The organism is Pseudomonas sp. GW822-FHT06D10 (genome assembly GCF_058799535.1).
Map to the genome: position 1 here is coordinate 648,259 of NZ_JBXALN010000002.1, position 15,780 is coordinate 664,038.

Below are 15,780 nucleotides of genomic sequence, written 5' to 3' on the forward strand. Positions count from 1 at the left end.
GTCAGGCCTTCTTCTGGGGTTGCAGGTCGATAAGAGCGCCGTGGCCGAGCAGCAGCCCCAGGCACTGGCCCAGGTCGAAGTCGGCCTGGGCGTCCAGGGCATGGGCCGCGGCGATTTCCAGCGGCCAGTGGTTGCGTAGGGCTTCAATGAAGGTCATGGCGCCGGTATCCACGGCGATCACCTCGACCTCCAGGGCGTTGCGTAGCACCAGGGCGTTCTGCCCCTGCTGCAGGTCGAAAGCCGGCCAGGGCTGGTCGCTCTGGTGCGCCGCCCACAGGCTCACTACGGCGTAGCCGGAGTGCAGGGTGCGCAGTGACGGATGCAGGAGCAGTTGCGCCTGGCCGAGGCGGTCGGGCTGGTTCATCGCCGCCAGTAGCCGTGACGGCTCCATGGGGCGGGCGTCGGCGGCGTGGTAGGCCTCGACCCGCAGCCGTTCAAGGCGGGCCATGTCGGCCAGGTAGGGCAGGCCGGCGGCCGGCCCGAAGCCCTGGATAAAGTCGCCCAGGTCCCGGCCATAGTCGTTGAGCAGAGGGCTGGCGGGGGCGAAGTCCCGGATGTAGAGCGCGGCCATGGCGTTGAAAAACTCGCGACCAACCAATTGCATGACGACCGGGTATGACTCGGCCAGGGCGTTGCTCAACGAGGCCTGCACATTGTTGCGATAGACCGCGAAGCGGCTGGCCGGATCGGCGCCGTTGCTGCTGGACAGCCCCTGTGGGCAGCCCGGTTCGGCGCTCAGCAGGGCCCTGGCGAATTCCCCCTGGCCGCTCATGGCTGCACCTGGGCGCCGAGCAACAGCGCTTCTGCCTGGCAGGCCTCGGCCATCAGGGTGGCAAAGGCCGGCAGGTGGTTGTCGCGCTCGATCAGGGTGGCCATCGGGCCGATGAGCCCCAGCACCTCCTGGTACAGGGCCCAGACCGCAGCGTCGACCGGGGCACCGTGATCGTCGATCAACAGACGGTCACCGAGGCTGTCCCGGTCTTCGGCGAACCCGGCCAGATGAATCTCGCCCACCGCCTGCAGCGGCAGTGCTTGCAGGTAGGCCAGGGGATCGCGCTGGTGATTGATGCACGACACATAGAGGTTGTTGACGTCCAGCAGCAGGCCGCAGCCGCTGCGCTGGACCACTTCGCGGATGAAGTCGGTCTCATCCAGGGTCGAGCGTTGGAATTGCAGGTAGGTGGCCGGATTTTCCAGCAGCATGGTTCGTCCCAGATGGTTCTGCACCTGGTCGATGTGCTCGCAGACCCGGCGCAAGGTGGGCCCGTCGTAGGCCAGGGGCAGCAGGTCGTTGAGGAACACCGGGCCGTGGCTGGACCAGGCCAGGTGTTCGGAAAAGGACTGGGGCTGATAGCGTTCGATCAAGCCGGCCAGCCGCTCCAGGTGAGCCAGGTCCAGGGGGCCTTCGCCACCGATGGACAGGCCGACACCGTGCAGCGACAGCGGGTAGCGTTCGCGGATCAGGCCCAGGTAATGGTGGAAAGGGCCGCCCGCCACCATGTAGTTCTCCGCATGCACCTCGAAGAAACCGATGTCGGGCCGCTGTTCCAGCACGTGTTTGAAATGCTCGGTCTTGAGCCCCAGCCCGGCGCGGGGCGGCAGGCTGGAGGCGCGCGCCTGAATGTCGTGGCCAGGATGGTGCAGCGGAGTGGTGTTCATCGTCGACACTCAGGCTGGCGCAGGATCAGGACTTGGCTTTGAAGGCTTCGAGCTGGCCGAAACCGGTAGGCGAGGTACTGCTGGCGGTTTTCTCGCAGCTACCCTTGGGTACCAGCTTCCAGGCGTTGGCCTGGTCGTTGACCTTGGAGGTCCCGGCGCAGGTGGTGCCGGCGCCCGCGGCGCAATCGTTCTTGCCCTTCATGGCCACGCCGAAGCACTTTTCCATGTCGTCCGCAGCATGGGCGGTGGTGGGCAGGGCGGCGACGCTGAGGGCAGAGCCCAGGGCCAGGACCAGGGCAGTGGCGGACAGGGTACGAGTGTTGCTCATGATGTTTCTCCAGTGCGGGTGGGGTAAGGAAGCATCTGTGCTTGCTTACCCCTCTAGAGAAGGCTCATAGGGATTCGTTACAGCCCGGGGCAGTTTTTTATCCCGGAATAAAAAAAACGGCCCCGAAGGGCCGTTTTCAGTGACGCAGGTGTTTAGCCGCCCAGGTAGGCTTCACGCACCTTCGGATCGGTCAGCAGCGATTCACCGGTGCCTTGCATCACCACCCGGCCGTTTTCCAGCACATAGGCGCGGTCGGCGATCTTCAGCGCCTGGTTGGCGTTCTGCTCCACCAGGAACACCGTCACGCCGTCGCGGCGCAGCTGTTCGATGATGTCGAAGATCTGCTGGATGATGATCGGCGCCAGACCCAGGGACGGTTCGTCCAGGAGCAGCAGCTTGGGCTTGCTCATCAGCGCACGGCCGATGGCGAGCATCTGCTGTTCGCCGCCGGACATGGTGCCGCCGCGCTGGGTGAAGCGCTCCTTGAGCCGCGGGAACAGCTCCAGGACCTTGTCCATCTGCTCCTGGTAGTCGCCCTTGTCGGTGAAGAAGCCGCCCATGGCGAGGTTCTCTTCCACGGTCAGGCGGGCGAATACCCGGCGGCCTTCCGGCACCACGGCAATGCTCTTGCGCATGATCTGCGCCGAGCTTTGCCCCACCAGTTCTTCACCCAGGTAACGGATGCTGCCGCTGTGGGCCTGGGGCGAGCCGCAGAGGGTCATCAGCAGGGTGGACTTGCCGGCACCGTTGGCACCGATCAGGGTGACGATCTCGCCCTGGCGGATCTCGACGTTGACGCTGTGCAACGCCTGGATCTTGCCGTAGAAGGTGGAAACGTTTTCGAACTGCAGCATTTACGCTTCCCCCAGGTAGGCTTTGATCACTTCGGGATTGTCGCGGATCTGTTCCGGCGTGCCGTCGGCCAGGGGCGTGCCCTGGTTGATCACCACGATATGGTCGGAAATGCTCATGACCAGTTTCATGTCGTGTTCGATCAGCAGCACGGTGACGTTGTGCTCTTCGCGCAGCACGCTGATCAGCGCTTTGAGGTCCTCGGTCTCCTTGGGGTTGAGGCCGGCGGCTGGCTCGTCGAGCATGAGGATCCGCGGGCGGGTCATCATGCAGCGGGCGATTTCCAGGCGCCGTTGCTGACCATAGGCCAGGGTGCCGGCGGGGCGGTTGGCGAACTCCCGCAAGTTGACCTTGTCCAGCCAGTAGCCGGCGTACTCCATGGCCTCGCGCTCGCTCTTGCGAAACGCCGGGGTCTTGAACAGCCCGGAGAGGAAGTTGGTGTTCAGGTGCCGGTGCTGGGCGATCAACAGGTTCTCGACCGCGGTCATGTCCTTGAACAGCCGCACGTTCTGGAAGGTACGCACCACGCCCTTGCGGGCGATCTTGTGGCCCGGCAGGCCTTCGATCGGCTCGCCGTCCAGGAGGATGCTGCCGGCGCTGGGCTGGTAGAAACCGGTCAGGCAGTTGAACACCGTGGTCTTGCCGGCACCGTTCGGGCCGATCAATGCCACCACTTGTTTTTCCTTGACGGTCAGGGCCACGCCGTTGACCGCCAGCAGGCCGCCGAAGCGCATCGACAGGCCGGTTACTTTGAGGATCTCACGGCTCATTTGCGCAGCTCCATGTGAGGACGTTGCATGGGCAGCAGACCTTGAGGACGCCAGATCATCATCAGCACCATCATGGCGCCGAACATCAACATCCGGTATTCGCTGAATTCACGCATCATTTCAGGCAAGAGGATCATCACGATCGCCGCCAGGATCACACCCAGCTGCGAGCCCATGCCACCCAGCACGACGATGGCGAGGATGATCGCCGACTCGATGAAGGTGAAGGATTCCGGGGTCACCAGGCCTTGGCGCGCGGCGAAGAAGCTGCCGGCGAAACCGGCGAACGCGGCGCCCAGGGTAAAGGCCGAGAGCTTGATCACCGTGGGGTTCAGGCCCAGGGCACGGCAGGCGATCTCGTCTTCACGCAAGGCTTCCCAGGCACGGCCGATGGGCATGCGCAGCAGGCGATTGATGACGAACAGCGCCGCCAGTGCCAGCAGCAGGGCCACCAGGTAGAGGAAGATCACCTTGTTGATCGAGTTGTACTGCAGGCCGAAGAACTCGTGGAAGGTCTGCATGCCTTCTGCTGCCTTGCGCTCGAAGGTCAGGCCGAAGAAGGTCGGCTTCTCGATGTTGCTGATGCCGTTGGGGCCGCCGGTGAGATCGGTCATGTTGCGCAGCAGCAGACGGATGATCTCGCCAAAGCCCAGGGTCACGATTGCCAGGTAGTCACCCCGCAGGCGCAGCACCGGGAAGCCCAGTAGGAAGCCGAAAGTGGCCGCCATCAGGCCGGCGATCGGCAGGCAGATCCAGAAGCTCAGGCCGAAGTAGTGCGACAGCAGCGCATAGCTGTAGGCGCCGACGGCGTAGAAACCCACGTAACCCAGGTCCAGCAGGCCGGCCAGGCCGACCACGATGTTCAGGCCCAGGCCCAGCATCACGTAGATCAGGATCAGCGTGGCAATGTCCACCGCCCCGCGGGAGCCGAAGAACGGCCAGACCAGGGCGCCAAGGATCAACGCCAGGATGATCCAGCGCTGGGTGCTGGGCAGGGTCAGGAAGTTGCTGGCCTTGGCCGGGATCAACGGCATGCTGGGAGAGGACTTCCAGGCGGCGCTGATCTGGCTATGGAACAGTACCCGCAGGAACATCAGCACCGAGCACACCGCGATGGTGGCAAGAATGGTCGGGCTGGTGTTGTGGACTTCCAGGTTGATGCCGACGATGGTCAGTTTCAGGCCCAGCACCGGGTAGGCGACAGCCCAGACCAACAAGGCGCTGAACAGCGCCGATTTAAGATTCCTAGTCATACTTTCTCAACCTCCGGACGGCCCAGAATGCCGGTCGGACGGAACAACAGCACCAGAACCAACAGGCCGAACGCCACGACGTCCTTGTACTGGTCGCCGAACACGTCGGCACCAAAGGCTTCGGCCACCCCCAGCACCAGCCCGCCGAGCATCGCGCCCGGGATACTGCCGATGCCGCCCAAGACCGCTGCGGTGAAGGCCTTCAGGCCCACCAGGAAACCGGCGTTGGGGTTGATCACACCGTATTGCATGCTCAGCAGCACGGCGGCGATGGCCGCCAGCGCGGCGCCGATCACGAAGGTCAGGGCGATGATGTTGTTGGTATTGATCCCCAGGAGGTTGGCCATCTTGATGTCCTCGGCACAGGCGCGGCAGGCGCGACCCAGGCGAGAACGGGAGATGAACAGCGTCAGGCCGAGCATGGCGATGAGGGTCACCACGAATACCACGATCTGCATGTAGGAAATCAGCACTTCATGTGCGCCGCCTGGCCCGATGGAGAAGTTGCCCGGGATCAGGTTGGGAATGGATTTGTCCTTGGAGTCCTGCGCCAGCAGAACGGTGTTCTGCAGGAAGATCGACATGCCGATGGCGGAGATCAGCGGGATCAGGCGGTTACTACCCCGCAAGGGGCGGTAGGCGATCCGTTCGATGCTGTAGCCGTAGGCACTGGTGACGACGATGCTCGCGATGAAGGCTGCGGTCATCAAGAGCGGGACGCTGTCGAGTCCCATCATGGCCAGCCCGGCGATGGCGATGAACGCCACGTAGGAACCGATCATGTACACCTCGCCGTGGGCGAAGTTGATCATTCCAATGATGCCGTAAACCATCGTATAGCCGATGGCGATCAGGGCATACGTGCTGCCAACGGTGAGACCGTTAACCAGCTGTTGGAAAAAGTGATAGATGTCAGGCATTACAACGCTCCTAAAAACCTGATACGCATTTCACTGGTGGAGTCATTTTCCCGCCCAGGCCCCGTGGATCTGCACCCACTTCGGGCTGGGTTTTGCCAGCGAACCGCTGATGACGGTTTTGAGATTTTCAGGTGGGCGGGATTCCGGATCACGGAACACAGGCCCATACATTCGTAAAACAAAGCCCACGGCACGCCGTGGGCTTTATTGGCAGTCAGTCAGGCCGCGCCTTACTGAGGGGAAACTTCGGTTTTAGGTTTGCCGAAGTGCCACTCGTAGACCACGAACTTGAAGTCTTTCAAGTCGCCCTTGGCGTCGAAGCTCAGGTCGCCGGTAGGGGTCTTGAAGGTGCCGGCGTGGATGGCTTCAGCCACCTTGGCCGCGTCTTCGCTCTTGGCGTTGGTGATGGCGCCGGCGATGACTTCAACTGCGGAGTAGGAAGGGAATACGAAAGGACCGCTCGGGTCTTCTTTCTTGGCCTTGAACGCGTCAGCCAGGGCCACGTTGGCCGGGTCCTGGTCGAAGGATTTAGGCAGGGTGACCAGCAGGCCTTCGGAAGCATCCTTGGCGATCTGCGAAATGGAGTCGTTACCCACGCCTTCCGGGCCCATGAACTTGGCCTTCAGGCCTTTTTCCTGGGATTGGCGCAGGATCAGGCCCAGCTCAGGGTGGTAGCCGCCGTAGTAGACGAAGTCGACGTTGGCCTGCTTGAGCTTGGCGATCAGCGAAGAGAAGTCCTTGTCGCCGGCGTTGATGCCTTCGAATACGGCGACCTTGGTGCCTTTCTTCTCCAGGGTCTGCTTCACGGCGGTGGCGATGCCTTCACCGTACTGCTGCTTGTCGTGGAGCACGGCAACCACTTTGGGTTTCACGTGGTCGGCGATGTAGTTACCGGCGGCAGGGCCCTGGGCGCTGTCCAGGCCAATGGTGCGGAACACCATCTTGTAACCACGGGCGGTGATGTCCGGGCTGGTGGCAGCCGGGGTGATCATGATCACGCCTTCGTCTTCGTAGATGTCGGAAGCAGGTTGAGTGGAGCTGGAGCACAGGTGGCCGACCACGTACTTGACGCCATCGTTGACCACTTTGTTGGCGACTGCCACGGCTTGCTTGGGATCACAGGCATCGTCGTATTCAACGGCTTCGAGCTTCTTGCCGTTGACGCCGCCTTTGGCGTTGATCTGTTCGATGGCCATTTTCGCGCCACTGAACTGCATGTCGCCGTATTGGGCTACAGGACCGGTCTTGGGGCCGGCGATACCGATCTTGATGGTGTCAGCTGCGAACGAATGGCTGGCAACCCCGGCCAGGACCATAGCGGCAAACAGTTTGGAAATCTGCTTAGTAGCCTTATTCATAGTGCTCCACTCTTACTGTTGTAATTTTTATAGTTCCGGCGGCCTTGGTCGCAGAACCGAATCAGATATTTCGTGAATACCCGTCGGAAAATGCCCCTGGCAACTGTACCGGTACAGTGTAGAGCGCCGGTTGTTCGCTTGAAAAGCTGGCTGCTGGGGGCAAAAACGCGGGGTGTCGCTTAATTGAAAGAAAAAGACAGATTTGCGGCGTGGCTTGCGCCCGGTTCGGCGTCAGTCCCTGGCGCTTCTGAGCTTCTCGATCGGTGTCACGCTTGCTTCTGGGTTTTTCTGCCAGAGCCCCGACGTTATGATTGCGCCGATTTCATTTCTGGACAGTCCCATGACTCAAGAACCTAGCACCCTCTATGCCAAGCTGCTTGGTGAGACCGCATCTATCAGCTGGAAGGAACTGGAGCCGTTCTTCGCCAAGGGTGCCCTATTGTGGGTCGAGGCTGACCTGGATCTGATCGAGGCGGCCCAGGCCGTGGCCGAGAACCAGGCAGAAAAAGTGGCGGCCTGGCTGGCCGAAGGAAAGGTCGAGAAACTGTCTGCGACGCGGGCATCCGATCTGCTGGAACGTGATCCGACGCTGTGGGCGGTGGTGGTTTCACCCTGGATCCTGATCCAGGAAAGGGCATCGCGCTAAGCGCGTGCACCGATAAGGGGCGGGTTTTTGTCGGACAAAAGTGTGTAGCCGAGTAACCGTGAATCCAGTGATGGCACCTTGCCGTAGAGAAAGGCCCCACGGGCTTTTCCCTCAGGGTGACGTTCACGGAAGGGGAACAGTTTCAAGCCCAGCCGACGAGCTGCTTAATTGTTTCGCGATGTGAGCAAGTTGACCATTCGCCAGCCAGCCGGCTCCCACAGGACAGCAGGTTTTCCCCTGCCGTGCAGAAGCCGGCTGGCCGGCGAAGCCCTTCTTAATACGCGGTCTTGCCCGTGTGACTGTTGAGCGAGATGACCCGGGTCTTGCCGATACGGTGGCGGTAGATTTCCCGCAGGTACTTGATGGCCTTCTTCACGCAATCGCGGGACAGGCGGATGTCGTTGATCGAGACGAACTTGTCCTTGTCGTTGATCAGCTCGCGGTATTTCTTCTCGTACATCGGCTTGATCGCATACCAGTTGGTGTCGAGGATCTTCGCCGGGTTCTCGAATTCGTTGAGCAGATCGTCGATGCGGTCTTCATCGAACTGGTCACTGACGATGAAATCCAGCACCGAGTTGTCCAGGGTGTCGTCGAAACGGTATGGATTACGCGCAAAGCAACGCTTGATAAAGGCCACGATCAGGGTCAGGAAGTCATCCGACAGGCACGGGCTCTTGGCGATCAGGGTGGTCAGCGACAGGTTGGCCGAAGCGCCGATCACCAGCGCGTAGCGCTTGAGGGTGGTGTTGGGAAACAGGCTGTTGAGGTGGGTCTTGAGCCGGTTCAGGTCCATGTAGGACAGCTTGTAGTCCTTGGGCAGGGACACGATCGACACCACCGACGAGCAGTTCTTGAAGAAGTGCAGGTCATGCAGCGCCGCGGCGTCATAACCCGAAGCCTTGTATTGCTCCAGGGCCGCGCGGTAGCGCTTGGACTCGATCGGCAGCAGGCTGATGCCCTCGATGGCCTGGGTCACCTTGTTGAAGTGCGGCAGGTCGATGGAGCGGAAGAACAGGTCGTCGATGTTCAGGCGCTGCGGCTCTTTCTCGAACACCTTGAACTTGTCGCCCGTGGGCACCGGCTGCTCCGGCACCACGGATTCGGCGTAGGCGATCGCCACCGGGCCCGCCAGGCTCATGAACAGGTCGTTGGCATCCAGGCGGATGGTTTCGCCGATGTCGATGCCGGCCCGCCGGAAGTAGTTCTGGTCGTAGTCGGTGGTCACCGCCTGGGCGGTGAGGATGTTGAAGATCTGCTGGGAGATGTACTGGTTGGCGTGCTTCTCCATGGCGTTGACGTCGATGTTCTGGATGTTGCCGTCATCGCTTTCTTCGGCGTAGCGCATGATGTCGTTGGAGATCAGCATCATCGCGTTCCAGGGGCGGATCCGTCCCATCACGCTGGCTTCGCTGCTGTCTTCATTGTCGAAGTTGTAGGAGAAGTCCCACTCTTCCGAAAGGTATTTGCACAGCAGGCGGCCGGCGTTGATGTGCAGAGCCTCGGACATTTCGCTGCGATGGTCCGAAATGTTCGGTAGCACGCAGATGCCACTGGTGAAGATCGGCTCGAAGACGAAGGAGTGCCCGCTCTTGCTGTCGTGCTCGTCCATCGGCTTGGTGTCGAAGGTCTTGTTCATGTACGAGTACTGCTGGGCCAGGCCGAATTCCGAGGCCATGCCCGAGCCGGTGCCGCCGCCGGCACTGAAGATCGAGAAGTACAGGCGCGACTGGTTGGCCTTGATCCCGCAGGAGTCGATCAGGTACGAGTGGATCATCTTCCAGTCGGGGCTGGAGAAGCGCTGGGTGTCCTTGTTGAGGATGATCTTGGCCAGGTACTGGCCGAGGATCGGCGCGTTACCGGCGCCACCGGCGTGGACTTCCGAGAGGTCCATGATCTTCATCTTGCTGTAGTCGCGGATGAAGCCGCTTTTCTCGCCCTTGCGCGAGAAACGGATGCGCCCGGCAATGTCCTTGTCCAGGTCGCCGAGCATCACCAGCGGCTCCACCAGGAACACCGGCTTGCTGGCCTTGTTCTGGCCCAGGCGCAGGTTCTGGCGGATCCACTGGCCGGGGCTATAGCCGCCTTCGTAGGCCTTGTCTTCGTTATTGAATTCGTTGAGGTAGAACTTGCGGGCGTTGTACACCAACTCGGCCACATCCAGGGCGATGTTGGAGCCGCAGCGGCCCAGGCCGATCAGGCAGACCGAAGGAAATTCCTGGTCGCGACGGTTGTCCGGCTCGCCTTCCAGGTGCGGTGGCCGCGGGAACACCGTGTCGCGCAGACCGTCGAGGTTGTCGAGGATGCGGTCGGTATTGGTTTCGGTGAAATACAGGTACTGCTGAGTCGACAGGGGGCGTGAACTGGACAATGGCTTCGGGTCTGAGGGGCTAGTTGTGGGGGAGGTCAGCGTCATCTCGGAGACTGCGTTGGCAGGTTTGTTTTTAGAAGTCATTGTGCGCCATATGCCTGGTCAGGTTGGCTCGTGGACGAGGTGTCGTCGAACCATCACGGAATGGGACCTCGTCGCTGCGTGGAGCGCGAATTTTGCCCAAGGCGTCAGGGTTTTTTCTGAGCGACGCTCGGGGGAATCCTTTCCTGAATCATGATGAATCGGCCAGTATTCGGTGATCTTTAATCAAATGAGGGCAATATGATGTCAGCGTTACCTTCACTCGGCTTTGCCGGAATCGGCCTGATGGGCTTGCCGATGTGCCGCCGGCTGTTGGCGGCGGGCTATCCGCTGACGGTGTGGAACCGCAACCCGGAAAAATGCGCGCCCCTGGTGGCTACCGGGGCGCGACAAGTTGCCACGCCGGCGCAGCTGTGTGCCCATGCCGACCTGATGCTGATGTGCCTGGCCAATACCGAGGTGGTGCGCGAGGTGGTGTTTGGCCCCGAGGGTATCGCCCAGGGGGCCCGGGCCGGCCAGCTACTGTTGGACCTCTCCAGCCTGGAACCCACGGCTACCCGGGAAATGGCCGCCGAACTGGCCGCAAGCCGCGGCGTGGCCTGGGTCGATGCGCCGGTGTCCGGCGGTACCCCGGGCGCCGAGGCCGGCAGCCTGGCCATCATGGTTGGCGGTGCGGCGACGGACGTCGAGCGGGTGCGGCCAGTGCTGCTGACCCTGGGGCAGCGGGTCACGCACATGGGGGCGGTGGGCGCCGGGCAGGTGACCAAGGCCTGCAACCAGATGATCGTCGCCTGCAACGCCCTGGTGATCGCCGAGGTGGTGGCCCTGGCCGAGCGCTCGGGGGTGGATGCGCGGCTGATCGCCGAGGCCCTGGCCGGTGGCTTTGCCGACTCGAAACCTTTGCAGATCCTGGCCCCGCAAATGGCTGAAAGCCGGTTCGAGCCGGTGAAGTGGCATGTGCGCACCCTGCTCAAGGACCTGGATGGAGCGGTGAAGTTTTCCCGCGAACAGGGCTCGGCGACGCCGATCAGCGGATTAGCTGCGCAGTTGATGCGTCTGCATGGTGGGCAGGGCTATCTGGAAAAAGATCCAGCGACCCTGGTTCGCCTTTATCGGGACCCGGCGCCCGCGGATTGATCGGCGCGGCGTGGCGCTGGTCGAGCTCCTCCAGCACCCCGCGCAACTCCCGCAGCGGCACCGGATGGCTGAGCAGGTAGCCCTGCAGGTAGTCGCAGCCATGGTGCTGGAGAAACGCTTGCTGTTCCGGGGTTTCGACCCCTTCGGTGACCACCTGCAGGTGCAGGGTGTGGGCCATGATGATGATCGCCTGGACGATCTCCATGTCCTGGGTCGACTTGGGGATGTCCTGGATGAACGATCGATCGATCTTCAGGGTGTTCAGGGGCAAGCGCTTGAGATAGGCCAGGGATGAGTAGCCGGTGCCGAAGTCGTCGATCGACAGCGACACCCCCAGCCCGCGGATCTGCTTGAGCAGCGCCAGGGTGCTGGCAATATTGCCCATCAGGGCGTTTTCCGTGACTTCCAGCTCCAGCCGCTGCGGCGCCACCTGAGCCTGGCGCAGGGCGCTTTCGATCTCCCCGGCGAGCTCTTCGCGGGTCAGGTTCAGGGCCGAGCAGTTGACCGCGATCTTCAGTTCGCCACAGCCATGGCGCGACAGGTAGGCCAGGTCCGCGCAGGCCTTGCGCAGCACCCAGTTGTCCAGCTCGGCGATCATGCCGTTGGCTTCGGCAATGGAGATGAAGCGATCCGGGGTCAGCAGCCCATGTTGCGGGTGCTGCCAGCGGATCAGGGCTTCGAGCTTGGTGACCCTGCCGCTCTTGAGGTCGTAGATAGGTTGGTAATACAGCAGCAGGCCCTGGTCGTCGCGCAGGGCGTTGCGCAATTCCTCTTCCAGTTGCAGTTCCAGGGTGGCCCGGGTCTTGAGGTGGGAGTTGAAGAAATGCAGGCTGTTGCGCCCGCAATCCTTGGATTGATACAGGGCCAGGTCGGCGTTCTTGAGCAACTCCTCGCAGGTCTTGCCGTCATCGGGGAAGACGCTGATGCCGATGCTGGTGGTCATCACCATGCGCCGCCCTCCCAGTTCGATCGGCTCCTTCATTTTCTGCATGATGCGCTGGGCCATCTGCCGGGCTTCTTCGCGCTCGTACAGATTGATGAGGATGCAGAACTCGTCGCCGCCCAGGCGTGCCACCACGTCTTCATGGCTGCGGGTGGAACTCTTGATGTGCCCGGCGATGACTTTCAGCAACTCGTCCCCGGCATCGTGGCCGAGGCTGTCATTGATGCGCTTGAAGTGGTCGATGTCGAGGAACATCACCGCCAGCATGCCGCCAAAGGTGGTTTTCTCGATGAGCTTTTCGGCGAACAGCTGGTTGAAGCCGCGGCGGTTGATCAGGTTGGTCAGGGCGTCGTAGTGGGCCACCTGCTGCAGGGAAACCCGGGCCTGGTCCAGTTGCGAAAGCAGGGCATTGACCCGCCGCAGGTCCCGCTCCTTGTGTTGCAGCTTCTTGTCGGCCAGGGCCGCGCTGATGCCGCTGCCGATGATCAAGAGCACGATCGCGCTCAGGGTCAGGCCCAGTTGCAGATGCCCGTCGGATGTGGCGGGGGCGGGCAGGCTGCCGGCGGGCAGCACCAGGGTCATGGCCCAGATGCCGGTGAAGTGCATGAGCACGATGGCAGCGCCCAGCACCAGGCTGCTGGCGTACTTGAGCAACTGGTGGAACATGCCGCTGCCTTCGCGCAGGTGACGGGACAGCAGCAGCGCCGCCAGGCTGCAGGCGATCGCCACCAAAACCGACAGCGCCATCAGTAAGGGGTCGTAGTACAGGCTGGCGCTGCTGCGCATGGCCGCCATGCCGACGTAGTGCATGGCGGCGATGCCCAGGCCGATCCAGATCGAAGCAACGCCATAGCGCCACAGCGGCATGTGCGCGTGGCTCAGGGTGTTCATCGCCAGCCAGGCGGCGACCAGCGCGATCAGGAGCGACAGCAGGGTCAGGGGCAGGTCGTAGTGGATCTGCAGCGGCGCCTCGAACGCCAGCATGGCGATGAAGTGCATGGCCCAGATCCCCCCGGCCAGGCAGCAGGCTCCGACCCAGCGCCACAGGCGCTGGCTGGCCGGTCGCTCGGCATGACTGACACGTTCGGCCATGTCCAGGGTGGCGAAGCTGGCGGCACAGGCTACCAGGTAGGCCAGAAGCACCAGAACCGGGTTGTGGGTGCAATGCAGGACCACTTGCCCGGCCTGTGGAAGCTCGGTAATGAAATGCACGCCCAGCCAGTCCATAGCCTGCCCATCTCTGAGTCATCTGAGGTCGGCGGAGCCGCGCGCCAACGAGTGCTTGGAGTATAGAAGGCACCCGCTGGCTGCAATGGGAGGTGGCACGCTGCTGCTAATGATTTGCTTATGAGCCCTATCGCCAAAGGTGCTAAGCGCTTTCCTCGTACCAGGGCTCGGTGTCCGCCGGTTCCAGGGGGGCCAGGCCGAAGGCGGCGCGGGCGGCGTCGCAGTCGCTGTTGGGCTGGCCGTCGGTCCAGGAAGCCTCGAACTCGCGGCACGGGCTGGAGCGCTGGTCATAGATCGAACAGCTCACACCCTGGCCGACCTCGCCTTCAAGGGCGATGCAGCGCGGGGATTTGCAGTCGGTTCCGAGCATTGCCACCCGGCTGGGGCTGATGCTTTGCACCAGCTCGTCGGGGACAGTCCCGCCGGATGAGGCGCATTCGCCCCAGAAAAAAGACACACGAAAGTATGAACAGCAGGCACCGCAATTCAGACACGGACTGGCTTCGGACATTGGCGTATTCGATGGGGGAGGGGTTGATAAGGGGGGCTGGGAAGGCGGCTATTCTAGGCTTCGCATCGGCCTTGGGAAGGGGGGGCGCAAGGTATTTTTTCGGCCTTGGCCAAGCCCTTGAAAAGACTGGGAAAGGCCCGGGTAGCGGGGGCTGTGGCGAAGTTCGGGCGGCTTGTTCCGGGGAGCCGCAAGTGCCATCCCCGCGCCTGCCTGCGATGCCTTGGTATCAGGCTGGCGAATGATTACAGACAGCGTGGGTGCGGCTGACTAGATTGCAGCTTCCAGGCCCGCTCGCGTCTGGCCCAATAACAATAAAAGAGATCGATCCATGGATAATTCGACTCAAGCGGCAAATGCCTGGCGCATTCTGTTCCTGTTGTTTTTGGCAAACCTGTTCAACTTCTTCGATCGCACCATCCCCGCCATCATCATCGAGCCGATCCGCATGGAATGGCACCTGAGCGACTTCCAGCTGGGGATCATCGGCACCGCCTTCACCATCGTCTATGCCATTGCCGGCTTGCCCCTGGGGCGCCTGGCCGACACCGGCTCGCGCAGCAAGCTGATGGGCTGGGGGTTGGCGGTGTGGAGCGGGCTCACCGCGGTCAACGGCATGGTCGGCAGCTTCTGGAGCTTTTTGCTGGTGCGCATGGGCGTGGGGATTGGCGAGGCCAGCTACGCCCCGGCCGCCAACTCGCTGATCGGCGACCTGTTCCCCGCTCACCGCCGGGCCCGGGCCATGGGCATCTTCATGCTCGGCCTGCCTCTGGGGCTGGTGCTGGCGTTCTTCACCATCGGTGCCATGGTCAAGGCCTTCGACAGCTGGCGGGCGCCGTTCTTCATTGCGGCGGTGCCAGGGTTGGTGCTGGCGGTGTTCATGTTCTTCATCAAGGAACCCAAGCGCGGCGCGGCGGAAACGGTGAAAGTGGCCCAGGTGCGGATTGACCGGCCCATTCGCCGGGTGCTGGCGATACCGACCTTTCTCTGGCTGACTCTGGCCGGGCTGACTTTCAACTTCGCCACCTATGCCTGCAACTCGTTCCTGGTGCCGATGCTGCAGCGCTACTTCCTCATGCCCTTGCAGGAAGCCGCCATGGCCACCGGGCTGATCGTCGGGGTGACCGGCCTGGTAGGCCTGACCCTGGGCGGCTGGATCGCCGACAAGATTCATCAGCGGGTAGCCAATGGTCGTTTGTTGTTCGCGGCCTGCAGCCTGATCATATCGACCCTCGCCACCGGATGGGCACTGCATGCCGGGCGGGTGGAGGTCGGGGTGTTCGTCGCGGTATTCAGTGTCGGCTGGCTGTTTGCCTACAACTTCTATACCTGCGTCTATACCGCCCTGCAGGATGTGGTCGAACCGCGCTTGCGCGCCACCGCCATGGCCCTGTTCTTCGCCGGCCTGTACCTGTTGGGGGGCGGCCTGGGGCCGGTGGTGGTGGGGGCGCTCTCCGACCACTTCGCCCATTCGGCAATGTATGCCGCAGGCGCAGAGCTGATGACCGAGGAGTTCAAGGCCATCGGTCTGCACGACGCGATGTACCTGATTCCCGTGGCCCTGTTCCTGACCCTGCTGTTTCTGTTCCAGGCAGCGCGCTGTTTTGTCCGTGACGCCCAGCGGATGAAAGAGGGTCTGGCCTGTGGGGATGCCGCTGATGCGCCAGCAGAAGCGAGCCTGCCGGCGATCAACGATGGTGCAGTGAGCCGCTAGGGCGCGTTGCTGCATTGGCAGGCGACAGGCAAAAAAAAGGCCCGCACAGTGC

Annotated in this window: 14 protein-coding genes; 3 read left to right on the forward strand and 11 right to left on the reverse strand. The window is 62.4% G+C overall.

The genetic code is table 11. The features are described 5' to 3' along the window. Window position 1: 1 nt before the first annotated feature. From AC1RL5_RS08545 to AC1RL5_RS08580, 8 genes are all read right to left on the reverse strand, one after another. Window positions 2-772: an HvfC/BufC N-terminal domain-containing protein gene (locus tag AC1RL5_RS08545; RefSeq protein WP_072451115.1), complete on the reverse strand. Its 771-nt coding sequence runs from the start codon at window positions 770-772 to the stop codon at window positions 2-4. Continuing rightward, window positions 769-1,659 carry an MNIO family bufferin maturase gene (bufB, locus tag AC1RL5_RS08550; protein ID WP_103407775.1) on the reverse strand — a complete coding sequence of 297 codons (891 nt, stop codon included), beginning with the start codon at window positions 1,657-1,659 and terminating at the stop codon, window positions 769-771. The genes AC1RL5_RS08545 and bufB overlap by 4 nt, the downstream gene beginning before the upstream one ends. A 25-nt stretch (window positions 1,660-1,684) precedes the next feature. Beyond that, window positions 1,685-1,987 carry a BufA1 family periplasmic bufferin-type metallophore gene (locus AC1RL5_RS08555; protein ID WP_011059637.1) on the reverse strand — a complete coding sequence of 101 codons (303 nt, stop codon included), beginning with the start codon at window positions 1,985-1,987 and terminating at the stop codon, window positions 1,685-1,687. Window positions 1,988-2,139: 152 nt separating this feature from the next. After that, the gene (locus tag AC1RL5_RS08560) at window positions 2,140-2,841 is read right to left on the reverse strand and encodes an ABC transporter ATP-binding protein (protein ID WP_015634412.1); all 702 of its coding nucleotides are present in this window, start codon (window positions 2,839-2,841) and stop codon (window positions 2,140-2,142) included. Then, window positions 2,842-3,609 carry a high-affinity branched-chain amino acid ABC transporter ATP-binding protein LivG gene (gene livG, locus AC1RL5_RS08565; protein ID WP_011059639.1) on the reverse strand — a complete coding sequence of 256 codons (768 nt, stop codon included), beginning with the start codon at window positions 3,607-3,609 and terminating at the stop codon, window positions 2,842-2,844. Continuing rightward, window positions 3,606-4,862 carry a high-affinity branched-chain amino acid ABC transporter permease LivM gene (locus tag AC1RL5_RS08570; RefSeq protein ID WP_011059640.1) on the reverse strand — a complete coding sequence of 419 codons (1,257 nt, stop codon included), beginning with the start codon at window positions 4,860-4,862 and terminating at the stop codon, window positions 3,606-3,608. The genes livG and AC1RL5_RS08570 overlap by 4 nt, the downstream gene beginning before the upstream one ends. Then, on the reverse strand, window positions 4,859-5,782 hold the full coding sequence (gene livH, locus AC1RL5_RS08575) for a high-affinity branched-chain amino acid ABC transporter permease LivH (protein ID WP_011059641.1): 924 nt from the start codon (window positions 5,780-5,782) through the stop codon (window positions 4,859-4,861). Before livH ends, AC1RL5_RS08570 begins: the two co-directional genes overlap by 4 nt. 230 nt (window positions 5,783-6,012) lie before the next feature. After that, window positions 6,013-7,140 carry a branched-chain amino acid ABC transporter substrate-binding protein gene (locus AC1RL5_RS08580; protein ID WP_011059642.1) on the reverse strand — a complete coding sequence of 376 codons (1,128 nt, stop codon included), beginning with the start codon at window positions 7,138-7,140 and terminating at the stop codon, window positions 6,013-6,015. Between the two features lie 340 nt (window positions 7,141-7,480). Here AC1RL5_RS08580 and AC1RL5_RS08585 point away from each other — a divergent pair, with 340 nt between their 5' ends. Then, window positions 7,481-7,786: a DUF2288 domain-containing protein gene (locus tag AC1RL5_RS08585; RefSeq protein ID WP_041116319.1), complete on the forward strand. Its 306-nt coding sequence runs from the start codon at window positions 7,481-7,483 to the stop codon at window positions 7,784-7,786. A 274-nt stretch (window positions 7,787-8,060) separates the two neighbouring features. On the opposite strand, the gene AC1RL5_RS08590 is transcribed toward AC1RL5_RS08585, so the two are convergent. After that, window positions 8,061-10,241, reverse strand: coding sequence for a hypothetical protein (locus AC1RL5_RS08590; RefSeq protein WP_011059644.1), 2,181 nt, complete (start codon window positions 10,239-10,241; stop codon window positions 8,061-8,063). A gap of 198 nt (window positions 10,242-10,439) precedes the next feature. Here AC1RL5_RS08590 and AC1RL5_RS08595 point away from each other — a divergent pair, with 198 nt between their 5' ends. Further along, window positions 10,440-11,336: an NAD(P)-dependent oxidoreductase gene (locus AC1RL5_RS08595; protein ID WP_492589234.1), complete on the forward strand. Its 897-nt coding sequence runs from the start codon at window positions 10,440-10,442 to the stop codon at window positions 11,334-11,336. On the opposite strand, the gene AC1RL5_RS08600 is transcribed toward AC1RL5_RS08595, so the two are convergent. Together AC1RL5_RS08600 and AC1RL5_RS08605 are read right to left on the reverse strand one after the other, a co-directional pair. Further along, window positions 11,227-13,506 carry a putative bifunctional diguanylate cyclase/phosphodiesterase gene (locus AC1RL5_RS08600; protein WP_210482550.1) on the reverse strand — a complete coding sequence of 760 codons (2,280 nt, stop codon included), beginning with the start codon at window positions 13,504-13,506 and terminating at the stop codon, window positions 11,227-11,229. The two genes, AC1RL5_RS08595 and AC1RL5_RS08600, sit on opposite strands and share 110 nt — an antisense overlap. A 142-nt stretch (window positions 13,507-13,648) precedes the next feature. Beyond that, window positions 13,649-14,017 (reverse strand): YkgJ family cysteine cluster protein, encoded by a 369-nt coding sequence (locus AC1RL5_RS08605; RefSeq protein ID WP_015634416.1) that lies wholly within the window; start codon window positions 14,015-14,017, stop codon window positions 13,649-13,651. Window positions 14,018-14,345: 328 nt separating this feature from the next. On the opposite strand from AC1RL5_RS08605, the gene AC1RL5_RS08610 reads away from it, so the two are divergent. After that, window positions 14,346-15,728 (forward strand): spinster family MFS transporter, encoded by a 1,383-nt coding sequence (locus tag AC1RL5_RS08610; protein WP_093404295.1) that lies wholly within the window; start codon window positions 14,346-14,348, stop codon window positions 15,726-15,728. Window positions 15,729-15,780: the final 52 nt, after the last annotated feature.